This is a genomic window from Brasilonema sennae CENA114, assembly GCF_006968745.1.
In the GTDB taxonomy this organism is placed as follows: domain Bacteria; phylum Cyanobacteriota; class Cyanobacteriia; order Cyanobacteriales; family Nostocaceae; genus Brasilonema; species Brasilonema sennae.
Genome location: NZ_CP030118.1, coordinates 4311163 through 4337781 on the forward strand (window position 1 = coordinate 4311163; position 26619 = coordinate 4337781).

At 43.2% G+C, this 26619-nt stretch carries 21 protein-coding genes; 11 read left to right on the plus strand and 10 right to left on the minus strand.

Annotation, left to right across the window (positions count from 1 at the left end; genetic code table 11):
- Positions 1 to 251: 251 nt before the first annotated feature.
- Positions 252 to 785, minus strand: a complete 534-nt coding sequence (locus DP114_RS18360) for a hypothetical protein (protein ID WP_171976774.1) — start codon at positions 783 to 785, stop codon at positions 252 to 254.
- 264 nt (positions 786 to 1049) lie between these two features.
- Here DP114_RS18360 and DP114_RS18365 point away from each other — a divergent pair, with 264 nt between their 5' ends.
- Positions 1050 to 3431, plus strand: a complete 2382-nt coding sequence (locus tag DP114_RS18365; protein ID WP_171976775.1) for a phosphoketolase family protein — start codon at positions 1050 to 1052, stop codon at positions 3429 to 3431.
- Between the two features lie 382 nt (positions 3432 to 3813).
- Here the strand turns inward: DP114_RS18365 and DP114_RS18370 are convergent, their stop codons facing one another.
- Positions 3814 to 5040: an acetate kinase gene (locus DP114_RS18370; protein WP_171976776.1), complete on the minus strand. Its 1227-nt coding sequence runs from the start codon at positions 5038 to 5040 to the stop codon at positions 3814 to 3816.
- A 225-nt stretch (positions 5041 to 5265) separates the two neighbouring features.
- Between DP114_RS18370 and DP114_RS18375 the strand changes: the two genes are divergently transcribed.
- The 5 genes from DP114_RS18375 (at position 5266) to DP114_RS18390 (ending at position 6524) form a co-directional block, all read left to right on the plus strand.
- Positions 5266 to 5409 carry a hypothetical protein gene (locus DP114_RS18375; RefSeq protein ID WP_169268882.1) on the plus strand — a complete coding sequence of 48 codons (144 nt, stop codon included), beginning with the start codon at positions 5266 to 5268 and terminating at the stop codon, positions 5407 to 5409.
- On the plus strand, positions 5378 to 5494 hold the full coding sequence (locus DP114_RS36355; RefSeq protein ID WP_407650776.1) for a DUF6888 family protein: 117 nt from the start codon (positions 5378 to 5380) through the stop codon (positions 5492 to 5494). Before DP114_RS18375 ends, DP114_RS36355 begins: the two co-directional genes overlap by 32 nt.
- Positions 5491 to 5691: a DUF6887 family protein gene (locus DP114_RS18380; RefSeq protein ID WP_169268884.1), complete on the plus strand. Its 201-nt coding sequence runs from the start codon at positions 5491 to 5493 to the stop codon at positions 5689 to 5691. The genes DP114_RS36355 and DP114_RS18380 overlap by 4 nt, the downstream gene beginning before the upstream one ends.
- Before the next feature lie 103 nt (positions 5692 to 5794).
- Entirely contained in the window at positions 5795 to 6046 is a 252-nt protein-coding gene (locus DP114_RS18385) for a UPF0175 family protein (protein WP_169268885.1), read from the plus strand.
- On the plus strand, positions 6039 to 6524 hold the full coding sequence (locus DP114_RS18390) for a PIN domain-containing protein (protein ID WP_169268886.1): 486 nt from the start codon (positions 6039 to 6041) through the stop codon (positions 6522 to 6524). The genes DP114_RS18385 and DP114_RS18390 overlap by 8 nt, the downstream gene beginning before the upstream one ends.
- Before the next feature lie 34 nt (positions 6525 to 6558).
- On the opposite strand, the gene DP114_RS18395 is transcribed toward DP114_RS18390, so the two are convergent.
- Together DP114_RS18395 and DP114_RS18400 are read right to left on the minus strand one after the other, a co-directional pair.
- Positions 6559 to 8361 (minus strand): bifunctional serine/threonine-protein kinase/formylglycine-generating enzyme family protein, encoded by a 1803-nt coding sequence (locus tag DP114_RS18395; protein ID WP_246162575.1) that lies wholly within the window; start codon positions 8359 to 8361, stop codon positions 6559 to 6561.
- Positions 8362 to 8782: 421 nt separating this feature from the next.
- Positions 8783 to 10417, minus strand: coding sequence for an alpha-D-glucose phosphate-specific phosphoglucomutase (locus DP114_RS18400; protein ID WP_171976777.1), 1635 nt, complete (start codon positions 10415 to 10417; stop codon positions 8783 to 8785).
- A gap of 207 nt (positions 10418 to 10624) precedes the next feature.
- Between DP114_RS18400 and DP114_RS18405 the strand changes: the two genes are divergently transcribed.
- Complete coding sequence (locus DP114_RS18405; protein ID WP_171976778.1) at positions 10625 to 11029, plus strand: hypothetical protein; 405 nt, start codon at positions 10625 to 10627, stop codon at positions 11027 to 11029.
- 39 nt (positions 11030 to 11068) lie between these two features.
- Here DP114_RS18405 and glf read toward each other — a convergent pair whose 3' ends face one another.
- The 5 genes from glf to DP114_RS18430 form a co-directional block, all read right to left on the minus strand.
- Positions 11069 to 12175, minus strand: coding sequence for a UDP-galactopyranose mutase (gene glf / locus DP114_RS18410; RefSeq protein WP_171976779.1), 1107 nt, complete (start codon positions 12173 to 12175; stop codon positions 11069 to 11071).
- A gap of 348 nt (positions 12176 to 12523) precedes the next feature.
- Entirely contained in the window at positions 12524 to 13705 is a 1182-nt protein-coding gene (locus DP114_RS18415; protein WP_246162576.1) for a hypothetical protein, read from the minus strand.
- 117 nt (positions 13706 to 13822) lie between these two features.
- Positions 13823 to 14779, minus strand: coding sequence for a glycosyltransferase family 2 protein (locus DP114_RS18420; protein ID WP_171976780.1), 957 nt, complete (start codon positions 14777 to 14779; stop codon positions 13823 to 13825).
- Between the two features lie 41 nt (positions 14780 to 14820).
- The gene (locus DP114_RS18425) at positions 14821 to 15426 is read right to left on the minus strand and encodes a serine acetyltransferase (RefSeq protein WP_171976781.1); all 606 of its coding nucleotides are present in this window, start codon (positions 15424 to 15426) and stop codon (positions 14821 to 14823) included.
- A 940-nt stretch (positions 15427 to 16366) separates the two neighbouring features.
- Positions 16367 to 17407, minus strand: coding sequence for a ParB/RepB/Spo0J family partition protein (locus tag DP114_RS18430; RefSeq protein ID WP_169267365.1), 1041 nt, complete (start codon positions 17405 to 17407; stop codon positions 16367 to 16369).
- 1057 nt (positions 17408 to 18464) lie between these two features.
- Here DP114_RS18430 and DP114_RS18435 point away from each other — a divergent pair.
- From DP114_RS18435 to DP114_RS18450, 4 genes are all read left to right on the plus strand, one after another.
- Positions 18465 to 19289 (plus strand): ABC transporter permease, encoded by an 825-nt coding sequence (locus DP114_RS18435; protein ID WP_169267364.1) that lies wholly within the window; start codon positions 18465 to 18467, stop codon positions 19287 to 19289.
- Between the two features lie 15 nt (positions 19290 to 19304).
- Complete coding sequence (locus DP114_RS18440) at positions 19305 to 20606, plus strand: ABC transporter ATP-binding protein (protein WP_171976782.1); 1302 nt, start codon at positions 19305 to 19307, stop codon at positions 20604 to 20606.
- A 302-nt stretch (positions 20607 to 20908) separates the two neighbouring features.
- Positions 20909 to 22453: a glycosyltransferase gene (locus DP114_RS18445; RefSeq protein ID WP_171976783.1), complete on the plus strand. Its 1545-nt coding sequence runs from the start codon at positions 20909 to 20911 to the stop codon at positions 22451 to 22453.
- A gap of 329 nt (positions 22454 to 22782) precedes the next feature.
- Positions 22783 to 24399, plus strand: coding sequence for a glycosyltransferase family 39 protein (locus DP114_RS18450; RefSeq protein ID WP_169267361.1), 1617 nt, complete (start codon positions 22783 to 22785; stop codon positions 24397 to 24399).
- Between the two features lie 328 nt (positions 24400 to 24727).
- On the opposite strand, the gene gap is transcribed toward DP114_RS18450, so the two are convergent.
- Entirely contained in the window at positions 24728 to 25777 is a 1050-nt protein-coding gene (gene gap / locus DP114_RS18455; RefSeq protein WP_171976784.1) for a type I glyceraldehyde-3-phosphate dehydrogenase, read from the minus strand.
- Positions 25778 to 26619 lie beyond the last annotated feature (842 nt).

Genomic DNA, 26619 nt, shown 5'->3' on the forward strand with positions numbered 1-26619 from the left:
TAAAGGAGAGCCAGTGCGTTGGGGAGCCACTGCCGTGCGCGGGTTCCCCGCGTTGAGGCATGTGGCGTGAGCCAGTGCTGCAGGAGGGTTTCCCGACAGAGGCATCTGGCGTTGCGGTTCCCCCAAAGTCTGCCGGGGGAAGCAACCCAAGCGGCGAGCTTTGACCGTTGTAGCATCTGGCGTGAGGGTACCGGAGGCGGGTGATATTCCTCGTTTTTATAAGTAGTGTAGGGTGTTCCCATAAGCTAATTTTATTTACTACCCACAGGTTCAGCTTTCTCAACTGAGTTATTATTTAATCCCAAAGTTAATTGCAAAGAAGTCTGTGAGGGATACGCCTTCACCACCTCTCGATAAACCTGATAGTTCGTGGGTAGTTTTCTTTGATCCTCTCCCACTTTATACTTGAGTTCGTACTTCACAGATTTTAACAATTCGGGAGTACTTGCCTCTTGAGATTTTTTGCGTTGTTCGATTTCATCAACTGAAGGTCGCGGTGGTAAACTAGACCACCATAAACCCTTATCATCAGGACCAGTCACTGCTCCTTCTGGCTTCAAGCCGTTACGATTAAGTAAGGAAGTGGTGGCAAAAGTTTCAAAGCGTGGTACTTGTTCATTGGCGAGGTCATCGGCATACTTAACTTGCCAGGTATAAGTGGTGAGGGCTGTGGCTTCATACTGGTTAGTGGTTAAGCTGTCGCAACTAGTCAGTGTGAGCGTGGTCAATACAGCTACTGTTGTGAGCAAAAAAATTGGCTTTTGCCTTATCTTTAGAAAATGCATAGTCTGTTCGTCGCGCTTGTCCTTCAGAAATTTTAAGCTGACTAGAACGAACTTTTAAGGGACTTCTAAGGAATAAACTATCCCAAAAAAAATTAAGAGGCAATCTTTACCCAAATGTAGTAGCGGGTATCAGGAGCATTAACTTCCGACTTTCCTGAAATTAATATTGGCAAGATTGGTCAGAAGTTAGATGAACCTCATGTCAAAGATAACTAAACTTCATACGGGTAAATTCATCAAAATCCTTTTGTCAAGGAGTTCGATATGACTCTAGCAAGTCCTCCACAAACAAAGCCTTTAACAGGTGAAGAACTGCGAAAGATGAACGCCTACTGGCATGCAGCTAATTATCTTTCAGTTGGACAAATATATCTACTCGACAACGCACTGCTTAAAGAACCGCTAAAGCTGGAACACATCAAACCCAGACTTTTGGGTCACTGGGGGACAACTCCAGGTTTGAACTTTATCTACGTTCACCTCAACCGAATCATCAAAAAGTGTGACCAGAATATGATCTACATTGCTGGTCCTGGTCATGGTGGACCTGGAATAGTTGCAAACGCTTACCTCGAAGGTACTTACAGCGAATACTATCCCAATATCTCTCAAGACGGTGAGGGGATAAAGAAACTCTTTAAACAATTTTCTTTCCCTGGCGGTGTTGGTAGCCATTGCACTCCTGAACTTCCTGGTTCTATCCACGAAGGCGGTGAACTTGGTTACTCTCTGGTTCATGCATACGGCGCGGCATTTGACAACCCCGACCTGATTGTTGGTTGCGTTGTTGGTGATGGCGAAGCGGAAACTGGAGCTTTGGCAACAAGCTGGCACTCGAATAAGTTTCTTAACCCCGTGTATGATGGTGCTGTCCTTCCTATTCTCCACCTCAACGGCTACAAAATTGCGAACCCAACAGTGCTGGCGCGGTTGAGTCATGAGGAGTTGGAGAGTTTATTTGTCGGCTATGGTTACAAGCCTTACTTTGTCGAAGGGTCTGACCCGGAAACAATGCACCAACTGATGGCGGCGACTCTGGATACTGTGATTCACGAAATCAAAGAAATTCAGGAAGACGCTCGTAACAACGGCTTTACTAAGCGTCCGCAATGGCCGATGATTATCCTGAGAAGCCCCAAAGGTTGGACGGGACCCAAGGAAGTTGATGGTAAGAAGGTAGAGGGTTTCTGGCGATCGCACCAAGTTCCTTTTGGCGAGTTAGCAAGCAAGCCAGAACACATCAAACTTCTGGAAGAGTGGATGAAGAGTTATAAACCAGAAGAACTCTTCGACGAAAACGGCAAGTTGATTCCAGAACTAGCAGAACTGCCTCCCAAACGAACGCGACGCATGAGTGATAACCCCCACGCCAATGGCGGTCTTTTGCTGCGCGACTTGAAAATGCCTGAGTTTGAAAATTATGCCGTTGAGGTTTCTGAATCAGGCAAAGTTACTGCTGAAGCCACTAAGGTGTGTGGAAAATTTCTGCGGGATGTGATGAAACGCAACCTAGAGTCTCGCAACTTCCGCATATTTGGTCCAGACGAAACCAAATCAAATCGCTTGGATGCTGTGTTTGAGGTAACAGACCGGACTTGGGAAGCTGAGATATTTCCTTATGATGTCAACCTGTCTGCTGAAGGTCGGGTGATGGAAATTCTCAGTGAAACCAGTTGCCAGGGTTGGTTAGAAGGATACCTTCTCACTGGTCGTCATGGCTTCTTCTCCTGCTACGAGGCGTTTATTCACATTGTAGATTCCATGTTCAACCAGCACGCCAAGTGGCTGGAAAGTTGCTTTGACATTCCTTGGCGCAGATCCATTTCTTCCCTCAATTACCTCCTCACCTCCCATGTTTGGCGACAAGATCATAACGGCTTCTCTCACCAAGACCCCGGTTTCATTGACCATGTGGTAAATAAAAAAGCAAAGGTGATTCGGGTGTATTTACCCCCCGATGCAAATTGTTTGCTGTCAGTGACTGATCATTGTTTGCGAAGCCGTAACTATGTCAACGTTATCGTTGCTGGGAAGCAACCTGCTTTGCAATACTTGAATATGGAAGCAGCAGTGAAACACTGCACCAAAGGTATCGGTATTTGGGAATGGGCAAGCAATGACCGAGATAGTGAGCCAGATGTGGTGATGGCGTGTGCAGGAGATATTCCGACAATGGAAACCTTAGCAGCCGTGGACATTCTGCGTCAAAACTTCCCAGACTTGAAGGTGCGGGTGGTAAACATTGTAGACTTGATGAAACTTCAACCTGAGACAGAACACCCCCACGGACTCAACGATAAAGACTTTGATAGTATTTTCACAACTGACAAACCGATTATCTTTGCCTTTCACGGTTATCCTTGGCTGATTCATCGTTTGAGTTACCACCGCACGAATCATGCAAATCTGCATGTGCGGGGTTACAAGGAAGAGGGAACCACCACGACGCCTTTTGATATGGTCGTCATCAACGGTTTAGATCGCTTTCACCTGGCGATGGACGTGATCAACCGCGTACCACACCTGGGTTATAAGGCAGCTTATGTTAAGCAGATGCTGCAAGACAAACTCATCGAACACAATCAGTACATTAGCAAGCATGGTGAGGATATGCCGGAAATTCAGAATTGGAAGTGGTCGTATTAGGGCAATTTAAAATTATAGCAGTCGCCAACTCTATTAGGACATATAGCTAGAAGAGGGAACAGGGAACAGGGAACAGGGTTGAAAATCTCGTGATGTCCGTATTTTCTCATTAGTTCATGTCCTAATCTACCTGGCAACGGCTATAGAAGAAGAATAAAAATCTTTGTAGAGAACGCCACATCGCTCAACGCGCTTAACCCGCGCACGCGAGTGGCTTCGTCGTTGCATGCAACGTCTCTTGGATGTGGAAGCGATACGACCGCTTGCGTCTGTTTTCCCTTGCGATACGCCTTTGGCGTCTGCCCTTTGGGCAATCGCTCTGGTCAGCCCAAAAACATCGGTTCAAACCCTGATTATCTCATTAACTTACAAAAGTTTTCGCTCAAGCTGACTTTTTTTCCAACAGTAGCCAACATTCACAAGCAATTTCCCAATCTTCTTCGGTATGAATCACCAATACCCGCACGCTAGAATCAGAAGTGGCAATATCTATATCAACAGGCTTGTGTGCATTTTTCTCATGGTCAACTTTTAGTCCCAAAAATGCAAAAGCTTCACAAGCTGCGGCGCGAATCTCAGGATTATTTTCGCCTACACCACCGGTGAACACTAAAGCATCTAATCCCCCTAAGCTAGCAAGCATTCCACCAATATAAGAGCGCAGGCGATGCACGTAGATATCCCATGCCAGTTGGGCGCGGGAATTGCCTTGGGAAATTGCCTCCCTAATTTCTCGCATATCATTAGAGATGCCAGAAATTCCACGTAAGCCAGAAGCCTTATTTAGCACTTTTGCTAGCTCATCAACAGAGTTATCAGATTGCCGCAACAGGTGAATAAGAATCCCTGGGTCAACAGCACCAGAACGGCTGCCCATCATCAATCCATCTAGTGGCGTGAACCCCATTGTTGTGTCAATGCTGCGACCGTTTTTAATGGCGGCTAAAGAGCAACCATTGCCCAAATGACATGTGATTAACCGCACAGATGCTAAATCTCGACCAAGGATGCGGGACGCACGCTTAGGACAGTACTCATGACTAATGCCATGAAAACCGTAGCGACGGATACCTTGCTCTACCCACTCGTAGGGACCGGGGTAAATGGCTGCGGCATCAGGGAGATGAGAATGAAAAGCGGTATCAAATGCTGCTACTTGAGTGAGTGTTCCCCAGTGTTGCTCAATGGCTTCTATTCCTTCCAAGTTAGCTGGATTATGGTCAGGAGCGAGTTCTGCAAGGCGGGCGATCGCCTGTTTCACATCCTCAGTAATAACCACACTCTCACGGTAATCCTGTCCACCATGTACCACACGATGCCCCACCACATCAATTTCTGACGGCTGACTAATCACCTGCGTAGAACCCTTGCACAGCGTATCAAGCATATGAGCCATAACTTGAGTTCGGGAGTCTGCCGGGATTTTCTCTTGTAATTGTTCGCCTTTGGCTGTTTTGACTTCGAGTTCTGCAAAACCCTGTTGGTGAGTCCAGTCTACTTTCGCTTCCCAAAGGGGTTTGAGAGGTTCTTCGGGGAGAGTATTACCCGTAATTTCGTACACACAACTCTTTTGACTGCTCGATCCGGCATTTAGTACCAGTATTTTCATAGTCAGCAGAAACTGATTTTTAAAGTGGTTATGGCACTAACAATTATGAGATGGTTTTAGTTGATGAACATCTGTCTAATGTGCTGTGTCTCGAATATTTTTTTTAGCAGTTTGCATCTGCCTGCAATACATCTTTGAACCGCCTGCGGCGGGAGAAGGGAAAAGTAAACAAGTGTGAAAAATGCTGGAAAATATAGGTATTGCGAAAACACAGAGAACCAACGCATGACTGAAGCAAAGTCTACTCATACAGTACGTCGGGGGAGAATCTTCCCTGAAATTCATTGGACGGAAGAACAGAACCTGTTTTATCCTCAGTCAAAACCTGACAACGTTGTTGCTACCCATTTTTATAGTCCGATTGGATGAACGGACAGGAAATATTTATATCTTGGCAGGGGAAGAGACTGGAATCGTGATTACTCGTAACGGTAAATGGAGGTACGACGAATGAGTAAGCCTGATTTTATGGCAATGAGCAAGTCAGAACTTAAACGGTATTTGTTAGACCATCGCAATGATACAGAAGCCTTTCGTGTGCTAATGAACAAAATTAACGCTGAACCCAATCAAAAATTCTACACCGTAGATGAGGCTTACAGATTGGAAGAATTAATCGAAGCGAAACGACAATCGCAAGACAACAGTTAAACCAACTTACAAAAAATCCAAGTCGCCCTTACTAAACTTAACGAACCCCTAATCACTACAGGCGTGTGTCGTCTATTGCTATCAGCATTTTAGGACAGAATTTATGTCGTCAGTCACAATCAACTTACCCGAAGAAATTTTTAGCGCCCGTCGCCTTCCCCCAGAAGAATTTGTACGTGAAATGCGCCTCGCTGCTGCTATTTACTGGTATCAAAAGCGAGAAATCTCAATGGAAAAAGCAGCCTCAGTTGCTGGGTTAAACCGCCGGGACTTTATTGCAGCCCTCGCCCGTGAACAAGTTGATGTCTTTGCCGTTGACTTTGATGATTTAGAACGCGAGTTAAACCGTGGCTGAAATTCCTGCTATTAACACTTCCCCACTCATTTTTTTAACTAAGGGGGGTTATCTTGACTTGTTACGAATAATTAGTTCATCCATAATTGTACCTGCTGCTGTAGCAACAGAAATTCAAGCATATGGGGAGACAGACGTGACAGCAGTTGCTCTCACAAATACTGAAGAGTTGGTAGTACAAGAAACACCATCTGTCCCTGCTGTTATTCAAAGTTGGGATTTGGGTCCAGGGGAATCGGCTGTACTGACTTGGGGGTATGTAAATCCTGGTACAGAGGTAATTCTAGATGATTTAGCAGCTCGTCGCTGTGCTGGTGCTTTGGGTATTCCTGTACGGGGGACATTAGGTATCGTTCTTACCGCCAAACAAAGAGGAGTCATTCCTGCTGCGCGTCCGGTATTAGAACAATTGCGTTTGTGTGGGATGTATTTATCTGACCGGGTGATGAACCAAGCACTCTTGTTAGTTGAGGAATAAATTATTAAGCGTTGTGTAAAGGGCAAGGAAGTCCTCACGCAACCACGCACACCACCCGAAAACCGAACTCGTCGTAGTAACGATCGTCGGGGGATCGGCATAGGCGATCCGCCGAGCGGCAAGCCCGCGGAGCGGTGTTCCACGAACCGCCACGAAGCATTTTTGGTACTTTTGTACTATCATTTGTTAACCATGCACTACCATCAGTGGGTGCGTCTTGGTAAGTGTCATGCCAATCATCCTGACACCACTCCCAAACTAACCCATGCATATCATATAAACCAAAGGCATTGGGTCGAAAAATCCCCACATCTGTTGTATGTTGACGATATTGACCTTTTGGTTCAGAGGCGTAACTATCCGTTCCATTGTAATTTGCTAAGTCAGTTGTAATCGTTTCGCCAAAGTAGAAAGGTGTAGTCGTTCCTGCACGAGCTGCATATTCCCATTCTGCCTCGCTGGGTAGTCTGTAGGTGCGTCCTGTCTTCTGCTTTAAGCGTTTGCAGAATTCCACAGCATCATCCCAAGTGACCTTTTCCACTGGACGCTTTTCTCCTTTAGACTTGGAAGGGTTGTTACCCATAATTGCTTGATACTGCGCCTGAGTCACTTCATACTTGCCCATAAAAAACCCAGGAACTGTGACTGGATGTTGTGGTCCTTCGTCTAAATCTCTTTGTTTTTCCCCTGGTGGTGAACCCATGATAAATGTACCACCTGGTATCTGTACCATCTCCAAGGTGACACGATTCCCCAAGTCTTCCGCGAAGTATTTCGCCTGACGGTTGCTGCGGTTGTTAATATTTCCCTGTGCATCAACAGTGACAGTTTCAAAATTAAAGGTTTGTAGGGATCCACCTTGCAAAAGCCATTGTCCGACAATAGCCAAACCAACTCCGCTTCCTATCAACCCTAACGTTTGAATGACTTGCCGTCGCGGTATTAGCGTTGACTGCAGTGTTGAGTGCGATGCTGGTTGTGATTTTGACTGCGGTGTCCGTTGTGGTTTTGGTTTTGGTGGTGCTGGAAGTGCTGACAACGCTTCTGCTGCTGACTGATAGCGTTCACTAAAGCGGTAGCGCACCATCTTCGTTAAAATATCAGCAAATCTCTCGCTAACATTTGCCCAATTCCGCCAAACGACTTCGCCATTCGTGGGATCTCTTGGCAAGTCGTGAGGCTTTACACCTGTGAGTGCAAAAATAGCCAGCATTCCCACTGCATGGACATCACTCGATAGCTTCGGATATCCGGCAGCTTGTTCGTTAGGCGCATAACCCGGAGTACCAATGGCAACTGAAGCGCTGGTTTGTCCTTGAATATTTACTAAAGTGCTGATTTCTTTGACTGCACCAAAGTCAATCAATATTATCTTGCCATCTTCGCGACGACGCATGAGATTCTGCGGCTTGATATCTCGGTGGATAATATCTTGCTTGTGAACAAGTGTTAGAATTTCTAAAATCTCTCGCAAAAGTTGAGTGACTTCCTGTTCACTCCACCTCTTACCAGCTATAACTTCACTACTTAAATCACTTCCTTCCACATATTCCTGCACCAGATAAAATTCACCATTTTCCTCAAAGTGAGCAAACAGTCTCGGAATCTGGTTGTTTTCATGACCTAATTTATATAAAACCTGTGCTTCACTTGCAAACAGTCGTCTAGCAATTTGTAAAACAACTGGATCGGGGTCTCTTGGTTTAAGATGTTTGACAACACATAATGGATGTCCTGGTAAATCCAAATTTTCTGCCAGATAAGTATCACCAAAACCACCATTTCCCAACAGTCTGAGAATTTTGTAACAATTACGGAGAACTCTGCCCACAAACATCAGGTTTTTTCAATATGCGATGGTCTTATTTTGGCAAATTGCTTACTGAACAAGCTAGCGAGTAATAAAAGTGTACATTTTCTTGCCGAGCTTGGGAACCTCACCCTGCCCTGTCGGGCATCCCTCTCCTTATAAAGGAGACTTGGGAACCTCACCCTGCCCTGTCGGGCATCCCTCTCCTTATAAAGGAGAGGGAAAGATTTTCTCGTTCCTTGCCTCGCCTGGGAACCCTCCGGGTTCGCCAGTCGCCTGACGCCACATTCTTCAACGGGGGGAACCCCCGCACAGAAGTGGCTCCGGAGGGAAACCCTCCCGCAGCGCTGGTCTCACCTCACCCTGCCCTGTCGGGCATCCCTCTCCTTTATAAGGAGAGGGAAAGATTTTAGCGCCGTTAAGAGCGAGGGTGAGGTTTCTTCTAATATCAGGTGATAACAGTTGGCTTATCCATTCCAGTCAACTTATGAATCTGGGCAATATCATCTGCAATCGTGATCAGTTCCGCTAGTGCTTCTTGTGGATCAAGATTCTGCTTTGCGGAGTCGGGTTCGTAGCTTTCTAGATATAACCTGAGTGTTGCGCCTTGTGTACCTGTACCTGATAGCCGGAAGACAATGCGCGAACCATCGGTGAAGCCAATGCGAACTCCTTGCTTTTGACTGATGCTACCATCTATTGGGTCGGTGTAACTGAAGTCGTCAGCGTACTCAACTTCATAGGAACCATACCGCTTTCCTTTGAGTGTTGGCAGCATAGCACGCACACTTGTTATGAGGGTGTTGGCGCGATCGCTATCAACTTCTTCATAATCATGACGCGAGTAATAATTACGCCCGTAGGTTTGCCAATGTTCTGTGACAATCTCTTCTACTGATTGTTTCCGTACTGCGAGAATATTTAGCCAGAACAACACTGCCCAAAGTCCATCTTTCTCGCGGATATGGTTGGAACCTGTGCCAAAACTCTCCTCACCGCAAAGGGTTGCTCTATCTGCATCTAACAGATTACCAAAGAACTTCCAGCCTGTGGGAGTTTCAAAACACTCAATACCGAGTTGTTTTGCCACACGGTCTGGTGCTTGACTCGTAGGCATAGAGCGGGCGATACCTGTCAAACCAGAGCTATACCCAGGAACCAATTTCGCATTGGCTGCTAAAATAGCTAAGCTATCGCTAGGAGTGACGAAGAATTGGCGTCCGAGAATCATGTTGCGATCGCCATCTCCATCGGAAGCAGCACCAAAGTCAGGCGCATTGTTCCCAAACAGAATCTCTACCAAATCATGAGCATAAACAAGGTTGGGGTCAGGATGTCCACCGCCAAAGTCTTCTAAGGGTTTACCATTCGTGACAGTTCCCGACGGTGCGCCCAAACGTTCCTCAAAAATATTATGAGCATAGGGACCCGTCACAGCATGCAAGGAGTCAACACACATACGGAACTTTCCATTGGTCACCAGTTGGCGGATGCGGTCAAAATCAAACAGTGACTCCATTAATTCTGCATAGTCTGCGACAGAATCAATCACCTCCACCGGCATATCGCCGACCTTGAACTCTCCTAAAGTATCAAGATTAACATCAGGAGCCTCAACAATCTTGTAGCTCTCAATCTCTTTACTACGACTATAAATGGCTTCCGTGACTTTTTCTGGAGCCGGTCCACCATTGCTAATATTGTACTTTATACCAAAGTCTCCATCTGGACCACCTGGATTGTGACTGGCAGAGAGGATTATACCACCAAATGTGTCATACTTGCGAATAATGGCTGAAGTTGCCGGGGTAGAAAGAACACCGCCTTGACCGACGAGCACTCGCCCAAAGCCATTAGCGGCTGCCATTTTCAGGATAATTTGAATTGCTTGACGATTGTAGTAACGACCATCGCCTCCTACAACCAAAGTTTTGCCTTGATATCCTTCCAGGCTGTCAAAGATTGACTGGACAAAGTTTTCCAAGTAATGAGGCTTCTGGAAGACTGAGACTTTCTTTCTGAGTCCAGAAGTACCTGGTTTTTGGTCGGTAAACGGTTGGGTTTGTATAGTTTTGCTAACCATCGCGATATTTGAGGCAGAGTTAACAACAAGAATTGCTTGATAGTCCTAACACTACTTAAGCAGATGTTGCTGCAACAACCTCTAGTTAAGTTTTAATTTCTTTCTTCTGGTTGAATCTCCTGTGGCTTGAATCTTACTTAAGCTAGCTTCCGCAAAAGTGTCAACTAGCGATATGTTTAGGTATCTCGCCTAATAAAGAGATTCACAATGGCTAATAATAAATTTTTCCTGTCTTACCTTCCTATTTTCCAGGCAAAAGGGATACAGAAGTTATTCACCACAGCGATATTGGTGTTTGCTGTAGGTTCTCCGTCTTTATCTGTTCAAGCAGCTCAGTTAAATGAGAACCATTTCAACAATGGTTCTGGACAGCAAAGTTCAGAACCAGAGATAAATACAGTTGGAGAGCAACCCTTAGTCGTTGCTCAAAGATATAACAGACGACCCCGAGTTCGCAGAACAATCATAATCGGACCTCGTCGGCGATATCGTGTTCGACCAATTCGGCGATCGCGTGTTCAACGAGTGTATCGACCAGTTCGGCGATATCGTGTTCAACCAGTCAGACGATACAACAACAGATACAGAGGTCAACGGGTGTATATACGTTGACACTCCTACGGGTTGGTGTTTTGATAGTCAGCGGATAAGTTAAATCTTGATGAGTACCCGTTGAACAAGCTGAGAATAAATTGCGAGTGCTTGAGCCACAACTTGATCCATGTTGTAATACTTGTAGGTTGCCAACCGTCCCACGAAATGCACGCTTGGGGTTGCGTCAGCTAGTGCCTTGTATTGTTTGTAGAGTTCAGCGTTTTCTGGGCGCGGTATGGGGTAGTAAGGATCTCCTTCCGCTTGCGGGTACTCGTAGACAATACTAGTTTTAAGGTGTTCCTGTCCCGTCAGGTACTTGAACTCGGTGACGCGGGTGTATGGATGTTCGTTCGGGTAATTTATCACTGGTGCAGGCTGATGCACAGGTTTGTTTAGCGTTTCATGCTTGAATTCTAGGGAACGGTAGGGAAGTTTGCCATAGCAGTAATCGAAGAACTCGTCGATGGGACCAGTGTAGATCATTTCGCGGTAGGCGATTGCCTCTTGAATCTCCCGATAATCGGTGTTAAGCATAATCTTGATGTTGGGGTGAGACAACATCTTCTCAAACATCCGCGTATAACCATGTAGAGGCATTGCTTGATAAGTGTCTGTGAAATAGCGATCGTCGCGGTTTGTACGAGTAGGTACACGGGCGGTGACTGATCTGTCGAGTTCTGATGGATCGAGTCCCCATTGCTTACGGGTGTAGCCACGGAAAAATTTCTCGTACAATTCTCGACCAACTTTGCTCACCACCACATCTTCTGAGGTGCGGATGTAGTCTTTTTGTTCAGCGACTGAAGCGAAGAACTCCTCCAGTTGGAACGCGGTGAGATTCAATCCGTATAACCGATTGACGGTGTCAAGGTTGATTGGGATGGGCACAAGTTGACCATCTACGCTAGCCAGAACGCGGTGTTCATAAGGTCGCCACTCGGTGAAGAACGAAAGATACTCAAAGACTTCGCGGGAGTTGGTGTGAAAGATGTGGGGACCGTATCTGTGTACGAGTATGCCTGAATCATCGTAGTGATCGTAGGCATTGCCGCCAATATGAGGACGTTTGTCAACAATCAGAACTTTTTTTCCAGACTGACTTGCTAGTCTTTCGGCAAGGACGCTTCCAGCGAATCCTGCGCCAACAATTAAGTAATCGAACATTTAAGTATTCCACCTTTTTTGTATTTGGATATCTATAAACAGAAGCAATAATTTGCAAGCTCAGGTCATACGCGCGTTGTATTGAGAAAGAATAAAAAAACCGCAGAGGCGCAGAGGACACAGAGGAAGAGATAGGGAGAGGGAAAGGGAAAATTTTCTGTATGAATGCAACGTGCGTATCAACTTTTATTTGCCAGGACTTACGCAAAAATTCTTCTTAACCTCTTTTCTTCGTGTCCTTTGCGTTCTTTGTGGTTCGTTTTTCCATAACTTTGCCTAAGTCCTATTTGTAAATCATGAGTTACCGTAAACCCATGAAAATGCTTATTTCTCTTTCCTTTGAGAAAGTCAGTTACCGATGGGGGGTGCTAAGGAAACTCGTGGAGTTCCACCTCCACCGACATTTTTTTGCGCGTTGTTATCGACGATGTAAAGTGCTTTAAATAATTTCATAAAGTCGTCGTAAAATTTCCCACTAGTAGTTTGAAAGTCATAACCATAAGTAGCCCGGAATTCTTCAAGAACTCCTTTTTCTAGACATAAGTAATGTGCGTCCCAACCTGCATCATCAACAACGTAAGCACCATAGTCTTGTAATGCTCGAAACAGCTTTTGAGCTGCTGGTGTTTGCAGTTTTAATTTTGCTGCAGTGACATTGGGTGGAATTGCCAAGAGTGTCCCTTGTACTAATTTGGGGTTAGTACCATGATATTGATTGGCGGCGTTATTGTCGGCAATGTAGGCAGGCCAACGATATCCTGGAACAGTACGAGAGTAGTGAAGGTATTTTTCTCCCCAGATAACAACTTTTAGTGCATGGCGGATGGGTTGATTTTTTGTGAGTTCACCTTTGCGAATAGATCCACCAATAGAAGAGAGACCCGAACCGAGGTGTCCACCTTTGATACCGTCACCATAAATATCAACGCCACCCCAAGGGTTACGCCACCCATGAACAGATCCTCCTGCTGTACAGCGTGCTAGTGGTTCAAACTGCTCAAGGGTTTTACCATCGGGCATGAGAAAGGCTGAGGCGTTGTTGGGTGTATAATATGGCTGACTTGTGGCATCTGGAACAATCAAGTTGTCTGGCACTGGTAGTGAAATTCCCATAGATTGAGTCCCTTTACAGCGTCCAGGTCCAAAATTGCCAGGACTGTAAACTGGACGTTGGGGATCGCTGCTTTTGAGTTTGTAGAAGTATTCCTCATCTGCTAAGGCATTTTTTGCCTCTTGAATATTTGCTGGTCGATAAACTGCGCGGGAACCAATCGGCATATTCCATATTGAATTGGATGCGAAAGGCCACAGCCATTTGTCGCGTTTGCCCTGAGTTGTGGTAGATTTGGCAATGTGGTTGGTGTTCTGGCTCATACTCATAATGCCGGTGCTAGAACCATAACTTAGAAACGAGAGCAAGCTAACCAAAAATATCGTTAAGAAAACCCGCGTTACATTGCTTAAGTGACGCTTGTTTTGCCCTAGTTGTCGTAAAAATCTCGTATATTTACGAGCTTTGTTGATCGTCAAGTGAGTATGCTCCTTTACTGCTAACAACAACTAGGATAGTTTGCCAATACGCATGTCAAGTTATAAAGACCAGTGTTCGATATTTTGTAGTCACTTGATCCAAAAAGTGCGGTGTTGTTAGGTAAGACTTAATATGCGTCGGCGCAAAGCGTAAAGCAGCGACAGTATTTTAGTGTAAGCGTTAGAGCCGAACCATTGCAGCATTGCGATCGCCAAACTCAAGCGAAAGTACTCGCGCGAGAAACGTAGCAAAGGGAAGTGGGCGATCGCTTGTTCCTGAAAATGAATCGCCTTCTTGTAGTTTCTATTACCACTTTGTACGGCTTTCCAAGCTAAAAACATGTTGGCATGACCGTAGCTTCGGCTTTTTAAATACAGTAGTTCGGGGGGTGCACTGCGGAATGCTTTCTCAATAATCATCTCAAAAGCTTCTTCCACCACTTGCCAGTTTTTGGTCATATTGTTTAGGTGCATTCGATAGTGCATTAAAGGTTCTTTGATTACTGCAAAGGGATAACGAGCAGCAATGCGAATCCACATATCCCAATCATCAATATTGCGTAAATTTGGGTCAAATCCCCCAACAGTGTCAAAACAACCACGACGAACCATGACTGAAGAGGAAGGTACTGTATTTTGTACAACTAGTTGTTTCCAGACATCACCTTCAGCATTTGAGATCATGACTCTACCTGTAGGCTGACTTTGTGCATCAATGACAGCCATCCAAGTATGCACCAAGCCTACTGTAGGATTATTTTCCAGACAACCCACTTGTTTTTCTAGCATGGTCGGCTCCCACAAATCATCAGCGTCCAAGAATGCTATATACTCTCCTTGAGCATTAGCAATACCTTTGTTGCGTGCTAATGGTACGCCCTGATTTGTTTGGCAAATCAGTTTCACTCGTGGATCTACTAGCTGAGAAACCCATTCAACAATGTTGTCTGCGCTACCATCATTAATAATTAATACTTCAAAATCACTAAAGGTCTGCCTCTGAACGCTCTCCATTGTTTCAGGGAGGTAAGTCATCGCATTATAAGCCGGAATAACAACAGAAACCTTGGGCATTGTCGATCTTCCTCAGCATTTTGCTAATCAAAAATAGTAAATTATTTATACAGATTATCGGTATTAGAGTGATTTGATACTGATGTCAGTTCTGAAGCTTGGTGTAATTCGTTGTTCATCAAAGACGAAGGGGTGTTGAGTGTGCGAATAACTCTTGCTGGATTCCCTACAACCACGCTACGATTAGGAACGTCTTTCACCACAACAGAACCAGCTCCAATCACAGCATTATCCCCAACTGTAATCGGTCCGAGAATCACAACATTGGAACCTATTTCTACGTTATTTCCAATTTTTGGAGAGCCACTGGGTGTACCATCTTGCAGCATCTTATTTCCAATAGTGGTTGAATGCCTCAAAATACAATTCATACCTATTATTGTTTCATGATTGACGACCAAACCGTGACAATGAAATAGCTTTAAATTTTGTCCTATTTGTGTGTCCCAAGGTAAGTCAACTCCTAATATCCACTCAATTAAAAACTGATATAAAAGTCTATAAAACTTAGAAAAAAAAGAAAAAGGTACGGGCAGATTACCAAGTATTTGTGTAGATCTAAACATCAATAAGATGAAACGTGATTTGGAGCTTGTTTCTTTATTTACTTGCCAATCTTGTAGCATGTAATTAATAATCTTTATCATTCTTTGACCTCTGATGACTCTAAAAATAGGAACTTTTCCACGTGTTTCTATTTGAACTACCTAATTTTTGCCAAGTCAAAAGTTAATAAATTTACATCACAAGCTTTTTGCTCCTCGTAGACGCGTAGGGGCTTACCGCAGGCTATGGTAGGTTTCTTTCCGTCGTTCTGTACTAAAAAGTCAAGGCTTACTCCTTCAGCACAGAGAACTTTAAGCTACTAACACTCTGAGCCTGTGTTATTTTTGCCTTGTTTGACAATATATTTCGAGCTACCGTTTGAACAAATTTTAGCCGTAATGATGAAGTATAAATTTCAGAAGATTGTATGTAGTCTTCATCTTTTATACTTTATACTTTATACTTTGAGGAGGTTTCGCTGTCCTTATCAAGCATTATTGAGCGTTTTATTAGCTACTCAGCAATGATAATAAGCAGTTTTTTGTGCTTTTTGTATAAGCCTATTAGTGAATTTGAATATATGAATTTTTATTCATAATATATAGTTTACTAAAATATTTATATTAGTCAAGTTACAAACTAAACATTTTACTGATACCCAGATGATTGATTTTTGTTTTCAATTTGCTATATTTTGTTTCAGGACTTCTCTTAAGATAAGAGAGGTTGATAGAATGAAAAAAATGTTTCCTGAATTGAATAATTATTTCATAGAAATTTAACCAAATTTACCAGGAGCTATAGATGTAATAGCAAATCATTTTTGAAAAGCGACTTTTTTCCAAACCCACTTTGTCACCGCAGTCTAAAAGACTGGAGCTTTTGCAAAAATGCTTGAAAAGATCACAGTAAAAAACCCCGCAAAACTTTACGAGGCTTCCATTAGACAGCTTATCAATAAATAGGGGGAAAGTGGTCTATAATTTGACAAAATTGGGTTACTTTGTCTTGGTTTAGCTATAATTGTGCATCTGCACAGGTCTATCTTTTTGTTTCTTGTGACTCCATGCCTACAACAGCATAACTCTTGTGAAAGTATTCCTGTTGGTTTCCCTCATTGAGCGCTTGTTTAGCTGCTTCAATGATTGTTTTGAGATGAAATTTACTCAGCCCATTGCTAGCAGATGTGGAGATGATCTTACTCAACTGCTCTGGAGACAGATGTATGATTTCCATTGCAATTTTATTAATTATTATGTCTTGAAGGTTAATCGTTTCTGTTGAGGGCGTAGCGTAAGACTGATGTTCAAGTTGTTGGTGTACATTAGTCAACGATTGTCCATTGAAAAGCTGTACCTCCGACTCTTTAAAGCTGGAAGTTTGTTCATTATTAGCAACGTACGTGCTACTATCAGGCTGCCCTACTAACACGTCAATTTGGTGATCACATTGACTTTGTTGAGGATTATCTGTACATATAAGCACCCGTTCGCATTCGTCCTCCGAATGTTGCTTTGAAGATTCTCCAATATTTGTCGATGTCATTCCCTCGCCAATGTGAGTGGTGTCAAGTGTGTAAGTTTTTCCTTGGCGTTGTGCAGTGCGTTTTTTGGTATCTGCGTTTTTATCGCAGATAGATTCACGCATTTGACGAACCATAAATTCGGAAACGCCACAACGTTTGGCAATCTCGCGATTACTCCAATGATTCCACTCCTCATCTTGTAGCATTATATTCACCGCACGGCGTTTATCTGCGTTAGTACGTCGTAAACCATGATTGGCATTGGCTCCCACTGAGTACAGCAAAGCGTCGCGGCGGTTACCCTGGTGTATTTCTACGGCAATCTCCTGACGCCCAGCTTTTTTAGTTGCATGCAGCCGATGGAAACCGTCTGCCAGCCAGTAGTTCTTGCCGTCGTAAAAGACTAAAATTGGGGGAAAGATGGCATCCGACGTTATCGCTTCCGCATATTCTGCAATGACATCCCAGTTGAGTTTGACGCGTGACTGAGTACCACCATTGATCAAAATGTCTGCAATCGGAAGGTACTCGACTGTTGGGATAGATATAGTCGTCATAACTATTGTGTTTTAGGAGCTTTAACAGACATGGGTGAATTCTAAGAGCTACCAATAAAAGCTAAAACCCAATTCTTTATCCACTGGAAAGTGACATATTTTTAAGCAACTCCCTGAATCCATAGAAAACCTTAAGTAATAATTACTTTGATATTAGAGATTTTTCAATCTGCCTATTTATACACTTTTATGTACTAATTTTACAATTCTATGTAATTGGATATAACTGTAGGTAAAGATTGAAAGTAATCTCAGATACTTTTTAATTTGTCAAGAGAACTTGATACATATAAATTTTCAGACTTTCAAGATACTTTTCTCAAAAAAATGTTAGTTGTTTACGTAAAATATTTGATAAAAACCAGGCTCATTGCTGCCACTGCTCTTTGCTCTACGCAACGTTGCTCATGAAAAGTTTCTAGTTAGGTTTTATCAGTTCACCGGACTCATAATACTAGCTTCTGTTTTCCTAGGAAATTTCTTATTTTTATCAAATTTGTGTGTTGAAAGTTTAATTATGCTATATACTCGGAACTAAGAGCTTTCAATATACTTAAGCATATCAATACTCTAGGCAAAGCTGCAGAGCTTATGGATACCCAAATTCATACAACTAGCCAACTGGGGGCAATATCGAAAAAATTTACCTGATACAGACTTTCGATTTTTTTCTCTAGACTTGATACCTGTAAACCTACTGGTATAACTAACCATAATACCTTCCTAAAAGGAATGGCTCAAGGAAAGAGGATTAGTCTAAATCAGCCACCTTAACGAAATAAGTCATGTGGAGCAGAGATTTTACTTATAGTGGTTTAATTTATGTCAGTATCAAGGTAGCTTTTTCATAACGCTCTTGCATTAAGGTTTGAACCAAAAGTGTGAATGTCGCGTATACGTCTAACACCTGTTTAATTGTTAGTTTAAATCATGATTTGATTACCCAACGTCAAATCGGAAGTTTTGTGATGGCATGTATAAACCATCTCAGGAATTTTTCCGCTTTGCAGAAGTCTAAATAGTGTTTACATAGCTAGCATCCAACAGTTATTTGTAAATGGATACTACAAAAACTCTTATCAAAGCCGGTCGAACTGAAAGTCTGTATTGGAAAGATTTGTGGCGCTATCGAGAGCTGTTTTACTTTCTAGCTTGGCGCGATATTTTGGTGCGGTATAAGCAGACTGTGATTGGGATTGCTTGGGCTTTGCTTCGACCATTTTTAGCAATGATTATTTCCACAGTGGTGTTTGGCAATCTCGCGAAGTTACCCTCGGAGGGTGTGCCCTACCCTATTTTAGTATTTGCAGCAATGCTGCCCTGGCAATTTTTTGCTAGCTCTTTAACAGAGTGCAGTCTCAGCTTGATCCATAGTAGTCACCTCATTTCCAAAGTTTATTTTCCTCGCTTGATTGTGCCAGTCAGCTCAGTGATTGTTAGCTTTGTAGATTTTCTAATCTCTGGCATCATCCTGTTAGCGTTGATGGCTTGGTATAACTTTGTGCCCGATTGGCGTATCTTGACGCTACCGTTCTTTATTCTGATTGCCTTTGCAGTGGCGATTGGAGGGGGGCTTTGGTTAGGGGCGCTGAATGTCAAGTACCGTGATTTCCGCCATATTGTACCGTTTCTTGTGCAGTTTGGCTTTTATGTATCTCCAGTCGCTTATAGTAGCAGCGTGATATCGCAAAAGTGGCGCTTACTCTACTCTTTGAATCCAATGGTAGGGGTGATTGATGGCTTTCGTTGGGCGATTTTGAGCGGGCAGTCAAAACTCTACTTGCCGGGATTCATTCTATCTATGGGATTGGCTTCTCTGCTTCTTGCCAGTGGTATTTGGTACTTCCGTAAAACCGAACGCACGTTTGCAGATGTTATTTAAGTAGGGAGTGAGAGTATGTCTGATAATGTAGTCCGGGTTGAAAATTTAGGCAAGAAATATACAATTAGCCACCAAAAACGGGGAGCTAACAGTACTTTGCGGGATGCGATCGCCACTACCACCAAAGCCATCAGTCGTAAACTCCTAACACCCTTTGGCAAAAAAATACCCCACCCAAATCATGAAGATTTTTGGGCGTTGAGGAATGTTTCTTTTGATATTAAGCAGGGCGAAGTTGTTGGCATTATCGGTCGCAATGGAGCAGGAAAATCAACTCTTTTAAAGATTTTAAGCCGGATTACTGAACCCACAACAGGACAAATTTTAATTACCGGAAGAGTCGCAAGTTTGTTGGAAGTGGGAACAGGTTTTCACCAAGAATTAACAGGACGAGAAAACATTTTCCTGAACGGTGCTATTTTGGGTATGAGCAAGGCTGAGATTAAAAAGAAGTTTGATGAAATTGTGTCTTTTGCAGAAGTGGAGAAGTTTTTAGATACTCCTGTGAAGCATTATTCATCTGGGATGTACGTACGCCTTGCTTTTGCCATAGCAGCACACCTAGAACCAGAAATCCTGATTGTGGACGAAGTACTAGCAGTGGGGGATGTGCAATTTCAAAAGAAATGTCTGGGAAAGATGAATAACGTGGCGAAGGAAGGGCGAACTATTTTATTCGTGACTCATAACATGAGTATGGTGGAATCTTTGTGCGATCGCGGAATTCTTCTTGAACAAGGCACACTGTGTGTAGATGGGACTTCAGAAGAAGCTGTTAGGGTTTACCTAGAAAAGTCTTACAGTCTGGCTCAAGAGTTACCCTTAAACCAGAGAAGAGATCGCACTGGTTCTGGAAGAGTCAGAGTTTCTAGTTTTAGAATCTTGAATGAAAAAGGTCATGAAGAGCAAGTTTTACAATCTGGAAAAAATTACTATTTTGAAGTAGGATATTCAAACTATATAGGAAAGCGTCTGAGTAATGTAGTTGTAAGTATTGCTTTCGCCGATGAAAGAGGTACCTTTGACTTGTTATTAAGGAGTAATTTCACCAACGATTATCTGACTCTTAATTCTGATCAAGGCTATATTCTTTGTGGCATAGAAAATTTGCCTTTAGTGAATGGCTTGTATCTAGTTTCGATATATCTATCACATGCAGATAGTGAAACGCTAGATGATATTCAAGAAGCTGTATCTGTGGTTGTAGATGGAGGTGACTTTTTTGGTACTGGTAATCCTGGTTTGCCAAACTTCTGTAAGTTTTTAGTTAAAGCAGACTGGTCTACATCACACGCTCATTTATTCTCCCACATGTAATTAATTTGATTTTCATAAATTAAAGATTCCGTTTACAACTATAGCAATCCTATATGAGTTGTGAGAATTTATCGAACCGCCAAGATGAGCCAGCGCTGCAGGAGGGTTTCCCGACCTAGGCGACTGGCGTCGCCAAGGATGCCAAGAAAGAGAGGAGAAAATCTTACGTTTTTTGTAGCGTAGATGTAGGGCTTATGATTTAGGACTGCTATATGAAACAGAATCAAACGATAGTGAAATTATTTTTTAATGTCATTTCGATATTACCTTTATCAAGCTGACTTTCATTACTGGAGGCTAAAATGTCATACAAAATTCTTTATTACAACTGGGATCCTTACTTTGGAAAACCATCTTTAGGGGGAGGTGTATCAATATACTGCCGGAGTTTGATTGATTATTTTAGTCAACAAAGTGACTATGAAGTGAATTTTCTTTATAGTGGGGTTGACTACACCTTTTTTGGGAAACAACCTTACGTTAAACAGGTTAGTAACAGTCGTCATCCTAGTGTTCCAACCTTCTCAATAGTTAATTCTCCTGTTTTCTCCCCTTCTCACTTTTATTTTGATAACCCTATAGGAAATGTTGAAAATCCTGAGTTAGAAAAATACTTTCAACAGTTTTTAGTAGAACATGGGCCTTTTCAAATTATTCACTTTCATAACTTGGAAGGATTAACTGCTACTTGCCTTAAGATAGCTAAAGAGAGCGGTGCTCGGGTGGTATTTAGCTTGCACAACTATTGGTCGGTTTGCCCTCAAGTTAATTTATGGAAATTAGAAAGTAGCCCATGCTCAAATTATCTTGAAGGAAGAGCTTGTGTTTCCTGCCTAGACACAAAAATACATGTAGATTTAGAACTGACTCTTAGAAAACTAAATCATTTAGGAAGTTTGCTAGGTCAGGATCAGCAATCACTTCCTGTGGCTGTAGCTAAAAAAATTTACAGGGGGATCTACAGCCAAATTTGGTATCAACTGATAACTCGTACAAAATCTCCCTTGAACAAACCTCTTGAGATGAGTAGTACAGATATGCCTCGGCAAGCCGATTTGTACCGCTATCGGCGAGAGGAAATTGTTTCTCTTATAAACCGCTATGTTGATGTTGCGCTATCTGTTTCTGAGCGAACCACTGCCATTTATAAGCAGTATGGAGTGAACCCAGCTCTATTGACGACAAAATATATAGGCAGCCAATCGGCTCAGTTTCAAGTACCACCCAGCAACCCAGCGACGTATACTCAAGGGCAGCCTTTTAAATTAATCTATATGGGACCAGCAAGAAGAGATAAAGGATTCTACTTCTTGTTAGAAGAACTACGTTCTTTACCACAGGAAGAATTAAGTTCGCTTGAGTTGGTTGTAGCAAGCCGAATTTATGATTCGGTCGAGTTGGGAGCGTCAATTGAGCAGAAAGGACGGTTATTATCTCTGGCTCAATCTCTTCACCGTTTCCGTTTCTACCCTGGTTACAAATACGAGAATATTCCCAATATGTTGGATGGAATCCACTTGGGAGTTGTCCCATCACAATGGGAAGATAATCTCCCACAAGTTACTTTTGAACTTATCGCCTGTCGCGTGCCAGTACTTTGCTCAAATCGAGGAGGTGCACAGGAGTTTGTTCGCCATCCAGCTTTCATTTTTGACCCTTCAAAAGAAGGAGACTTCGAGTCCAAACTCCGTACTATTCGAGAGAACCCATACTTACTCACCGAGTTTTGGCAAGAGGCGCGACCAGTCAAAACAGTAGAACAGCATTTTCATGAATTAAACGAAGTTTATCAGACGGACATCGGAAAATCACTTTCTCTTGTTGGTGCGAGTTCTAGTGGTGATTAATGATAGTTATAGCAGTCCTAAATCATAAGCCGTATAGATACGCTGCGCAAACGTGAATAACTAAATTTCCGACAACTTTTGCAAAGTCAGGAATCTCAGTCTGCATTAAATCCCCCGGATAAAATCCGGGGGATTTAATGCGTTGGTGCGTTCTGCGTTCTTCTTAAGCTTCTTCTGCCCAAGTTGCCACCAAAATCCCGTATATTTACGACGCCCGTATCTTGTAAATAAAGCTACATTTAACTAAAGCTATCTCTTACATAACTGAAAAGACAGAGAAAGTCTGTATTTTCAATCACTCTTTATAAAAGAATGAGAAGGTCGAACTGATGTATAACAAAGTCCTTCCTCCAACTTGGTTACGGTTTTTACTAATCGTCTTATTAATACTGGGCGTGTTTTTTCGCTTTGTCAATCTTGACCGAAAAATCTACTGGTACGATGAGACTTTTACCTCATTACGGATTTTTGGCTACACCATGTCAGAAGTGGTCGAGCAAGTTTGCAATGGTAAAGAAGTAGGCGTTGAAGATTTACAGAAGTATCAGCATCCCACTTCAGAGAAAACCTTAACAGATACTCTTAAATCTTTAGCAGTAGAAGATCCTCAGCATCCGCCATTATATTACGTAATCACGCGATTTTGGGTGCAATGGTTTGGTAGTTCAGTGGCGGTAATAAGAAGTTTCTCTGCCCTGAGTAGCTTGTTGGTGTTCCCTTGCATCTACTGGTTATGTCTGGAATTATTTGATTCGTCGCTTGTGGGATGGGTAGCGATTGCACTGGTAGCTGTGTCGCCATTTCATGTGCTATACGCACAGGAAGCGCGAGAGTACAGTTTGTGGACTTCAACAATTTTGCTGTCAAGCGCAACATTATTACGAGCAATGCGACTAAAAACAAAGCTCAGTTGGGCAATGTATGCAGTTAGTATGGTATTAGGGCTGTATACATTTGTGTTTTCTGCGTTGGTGACAATTGCTCATGGTATCTATGTAGTTGCAACTGAAAAGTTTCGATTCACTAAGACGGTTATTGCTTATCTGCTTGCCTCTTTATTAGGGTTTTTAGCCTTCACACCCTGGCTTTTGGTTATTATTATTAATTTTGCACAAGCTCAGAATACAACACGCTGGACATCTGATAAAGTTTCCCAGTTAACTTTAATGAAAAACTGGATTATTAACCTTAGTTATTTTTTCATAGATTTTGGCTACGATTTAGGCAGTTACGAGCATGAACCTAAATTGAAAATTCTAACCAAATTATTGATTCCTTTTATCTTAATTTTGGTAGGATATTCGATTTCTTTTCTTTGTCTTAAAACTCCAAAGCGGGTTTGGTTGTTTGTCTTAACATTGATTGGCGTGACAGCGCTACCTTTAACAATACCGGATTTAATTCTTGGAGGGGTGCGATCGCAAACCCCCCGGTATTTAATCCCTTTCTATTTAGGTATTCAGCTAGCTGTTGCTTATCTCCTAGCCACTCAAATTATTCCCATCTCTGTTAACATCTGGAAACAAAAGCTTTGGCAAGTTGTTATGGTTGTGCTGCTGACATCTGGAGTCCTATCCTGTGTAAGTAGTTCTGAAGCAAAAACTTGGTGGCTTAAGTATCAAAACATTTATACTCCCCAAGTGGTTGACATTATCAACAAATCTAGTCAGCCACTTGTGATGAGTTCCTGTCAGGGAAGTTGGTCTCTTCTAGCTGATAAATTCTCTCTGATTGACCAAATTGATCCAAAAGTACGCTTTGAATTGATCAATGAATCAAAGGTACCGCAAATTCCTAATAATTTCAGAGATGTGTTTCTATACAACCCTTCCCACAATTCTTACCTGGAAGCAGTGCGATCCAAGCTTGAGAACGAGCAGAATTACAAGATAGAGGAGAATATTTACCCGAAAAAGTTACAGCTTTGGAAATTGGTTAAAAAATAGTATTTTCATGAGTGAATTGTGTGGCACTAGTTTTCAAGAAAGATGCTTAATAGGGAATAGGGAACGCTTAACAGGGAACGCTTAACACGGAAAGAATGTTTCTTTCATTCATAATGGGTGGCGATACGCCTCTGGCGTCTGCGCTTTGCGCAATCGCCTTTGGTGGCTCCTCCGGAGCATCGCTGCCAATCGGACGTTCCTAAGAGGAACCGCTACACTTCGCCCGGTATTTTTGCTTTCCGTTGTTGTCGCGAGTTCCAGTGCTGATTAATGATAGTTATCAGTTATTAGTTGTTACTGATAACTGATAACTGTTAACTATTAACTGTTAAGCAACAGTAGCAAGCACACGCTCCAAAAGACCTTCCTTCTGTGCGATGGACAACATGAGGTCAATAACACGATTCGAGTAACCCCACTCGTTGTCATACCAAGCAACAACCTTAAAGAAGTTAGAGTTGAGTTCAATACCTGCACCCGCATCAAAGATGCTAGAACGAACATCGCCCTGAAAATCTGTGGAAACAACTTCGTCTTCTGTGTAGCCTAAAATACCTTTCAGATCTCCTTGCGAAGCTTCCTTCATCGCAGCACAAATGTCTTTGTAGCTAGTAGCTTTGGCAGTTTTAAAGGTTAAATCGACTACCGAAACATCAGGGGTAGGAACCCGAAATGCCATACCAGTCAACTTACCTTTTAACTCTGGCAAAACAAGTGCTACGGCTTTTGCTGCGCCTGTAGAGGAAGGAATAATGTTCTGCGCCGCACCGCGACCTCCTCGCCAGTCCTTTTTACTCGGACCGTCTACAGTAGGTTGAGTGGCGGTCATGGCGTGAACTGTGGTCATCAGCCCTTCGGTTAACCCAAAGTTATCGTTGATGACTTTAGCGACGGGAGCCAAGCAGTTTGTGGTACAGCTGGCATTGGAAACGATGGTGTCTTTTGCGGGATCAAATAGGTGATGATTAACACCTACTAGTAAAGTAGGAACTCGGTCTGGGTCTTTGGTGGGAGCTGAAATGATAACCCGCTTTGCTCCTGCTTTGAGGTGGTTAGCAGCTCCTTCATGGTTAGTGAAAAGACCTGTAGATTCAACTACATAATCTGCACCCAATTTACCCCAGGGCAATTCTGCTGGATTCCTGATTGAGACACAAGGAATGAACTGTCCATTGACAACGATACCATCATCCTTTGCCTCAACATTGCCCTTATAGGTTCCATGAGTTGAGTCGTACTTTAGTAGGTAAGCGAGATTATCAGGTGGTACCAAGTCGTTAATCCCGACAAACTCAATGTTAGGGTTGTCGATCCCAGCGCGAAACACAAGACGCCCAATACGACCAAATCCATTAATACCAACTTTTAGCCTAGTCAAGATGAAACCTCCTGTTATCGGAGACTAAACAAAGGGAGAAAGTCAAAAGAAATTATCTTTTACTCTTTACTTCCCAATCCTGACAGTCCCGGTAAGCTAAGGCGTATTTACTTGGCATCTTTTAAGATTTTTGCTATTTACACAGCTTTCTGGGTCGCTTTTGGTTAGCATTACAACAATCCGTCTTTGGTTCAAAGTCAAGACAGCCGAGTGCTTCTAGGGAACATGCTTTCACTGGGTTAACTGTGCACTTGAGGCGGTAGTCATTGGTAAAATATTCACAACCAGAGCAAGGAATTTGGTGCAAAGTTTTGAGATGACTTGCTCCTGTTTTCAAAGTTATCCAGACATTCCAAATCAAGAACATCAGAATAGCCCATCCCGATACAGCGCAAAAAAGTGTAAGCATAATTGTAAAGCCCCAAAAATAACCTCAAAAAATTGCCTGCAGCTAACTCCTGGTAACTACAGGCATGAAACATTTATTTAGCTGTAGTTGAGAAAAAATCCATTAAGGTCACGCTTGACCAAGAAGGGGTATAGGGGTGTAGGGGTGTAGGGGAGCCACTGCCCTTCGGGTATGCCTCCGGCACGGGCTTTGCCGAACGCAGTCGCCTAGGTCGGGAGAGCCGTCATTCGCGCTGTCTCACCGTGGGCGGGTTTCCCGCAAAGTCGAGCCAGCGCCGTGCGGGGGTTCCCCCCGTTGAGGCGTCTGGCGTTGCCGGGCGGAATCTTCCGTCCGGCGAGCTTTGCGACTTGAGGCATGTGGCGTGGAGAAGGAAGGGTTTTCTTTGTGGTGCACCCCTACCTCGGAACCGAAAGGATCCGGTGCCCCCACTGAT

Bases quoted from the DNA above. Each gene is read 5' to 3' on its own strand.
- DP114_RS18385 (WP_169268885.1), top strand. From the start codon at position 5,795: ATGTCGTCAGTCACAATCAACTTACCCGAAGAAATTTTTAGCGCCCGT.
- DP114_RS18440 (WP_171976782.1), top strand. From the start codon at position 19,305: ATGTCTGATAATGTAGTCCGGGTTGAAAATTTAGGCAAGAAATATACA.
- DP114_RS18425 (WP_171976781.1), bottom strand. From the start codon at position 15,426: ATGATAAAGATTATTAATTACATGCTACAAGATTGGCAAGTAAATAAA.
- DP114_RS18445 (WP_171976783.1), top strand. From the start codon at position 20,909: ATGTCATACAAAATTCTTTATTACAACTGGGATCCTTACTTTGGAAAA.
- DP114_RS18400 (WP_171976777.1), bottom strand. From the start codon at position 10,417: ATGGTTAGCAAAACTATACAAACCCAACCGTTTACCGACCAAAAACCA.
- DP114_RS18420 (WP_171976780.1), bottom strand. From the start codon at position 14,779: ATGCCCAAGGTTTCTGTTGTTATTCCGGCTTATAATGCGATGACTTAC.
- DP114_RS18395 (WP_246162575.1), bottom strand. From the start codon at position 8,361: ATGTTTGTGGGCAGAGTTCTCCGTAATTGTTACAAAATTCTCAGACTG.
- DP114_RS18360 (WP_171976774.1), bottom strand. From the start codon at position 785: ATGCATTTTCTAAAGATAAGGCAAAAGCCAATTTTTTTGCTCACAACA.
- DP114_RS18405 (WP_171976778.1), top strand. From the start codon at position 10,625: ATGGCTAATAATAAATTTTTCCTGTCTTACCTTCCTATTTTCCAGGCA.
- glf (WP_171976779.1), bottom strand. From the start codon at position 12,175: ATGTTCGATTACTTAATTGTTGGCGCAGGATTCGCTGGAAGCGTCCTT.
- DP114_RS18380 (WP_169268884.1), top strand. From the start codon at position 5,491: ATGAGTAAGCCTGATTTTATGGCAATGAGCAAGTCAGAACTTAAACGG.
- DP114_RS18430 (WP_169267365.1), bottom strand. From the start codon at position 17,407: ATGACGACTATATCTATCCCAACAGTCGAGTACCTTCCGATTGCAGAC.
- DP114_RS18435 (WP_169267364.1), top strand. From the start codon at position 18,465: ATGGATACTACAAAAACTCTTATCAAAGCCGGTCGAACTGAAAGTCTG.
- DP114_RS18365 (WP_171976775.1), top strand. From the start codon at position 1,050: ATGACTCTAGCAAGTCCTCCACAAACAAAGCCTTTAACAGGTGAAGAA.
- DP114_RS18450 (WP_169267361.1), top strand. From the start codon at position 22,783: ATGTATAACAAAGTCCTTCCTCCAACTTGGTTACGGTTTTTACTAATC.
- DP114_RS18370 (WP_171976776.1), bottom strand. From the start codon at position 5,040: ATGAAAATACTGGTACTAAATGCCGGATCGAGCAGTCAAAAGAGTTGT.
- DP114_RS18375 (WP_169268882.1), top strand. From the start codon at position 5,266: ATGACTGAAGCAAAGTCTACTCATACAGTACGTCGGGGGAGAATCTTC.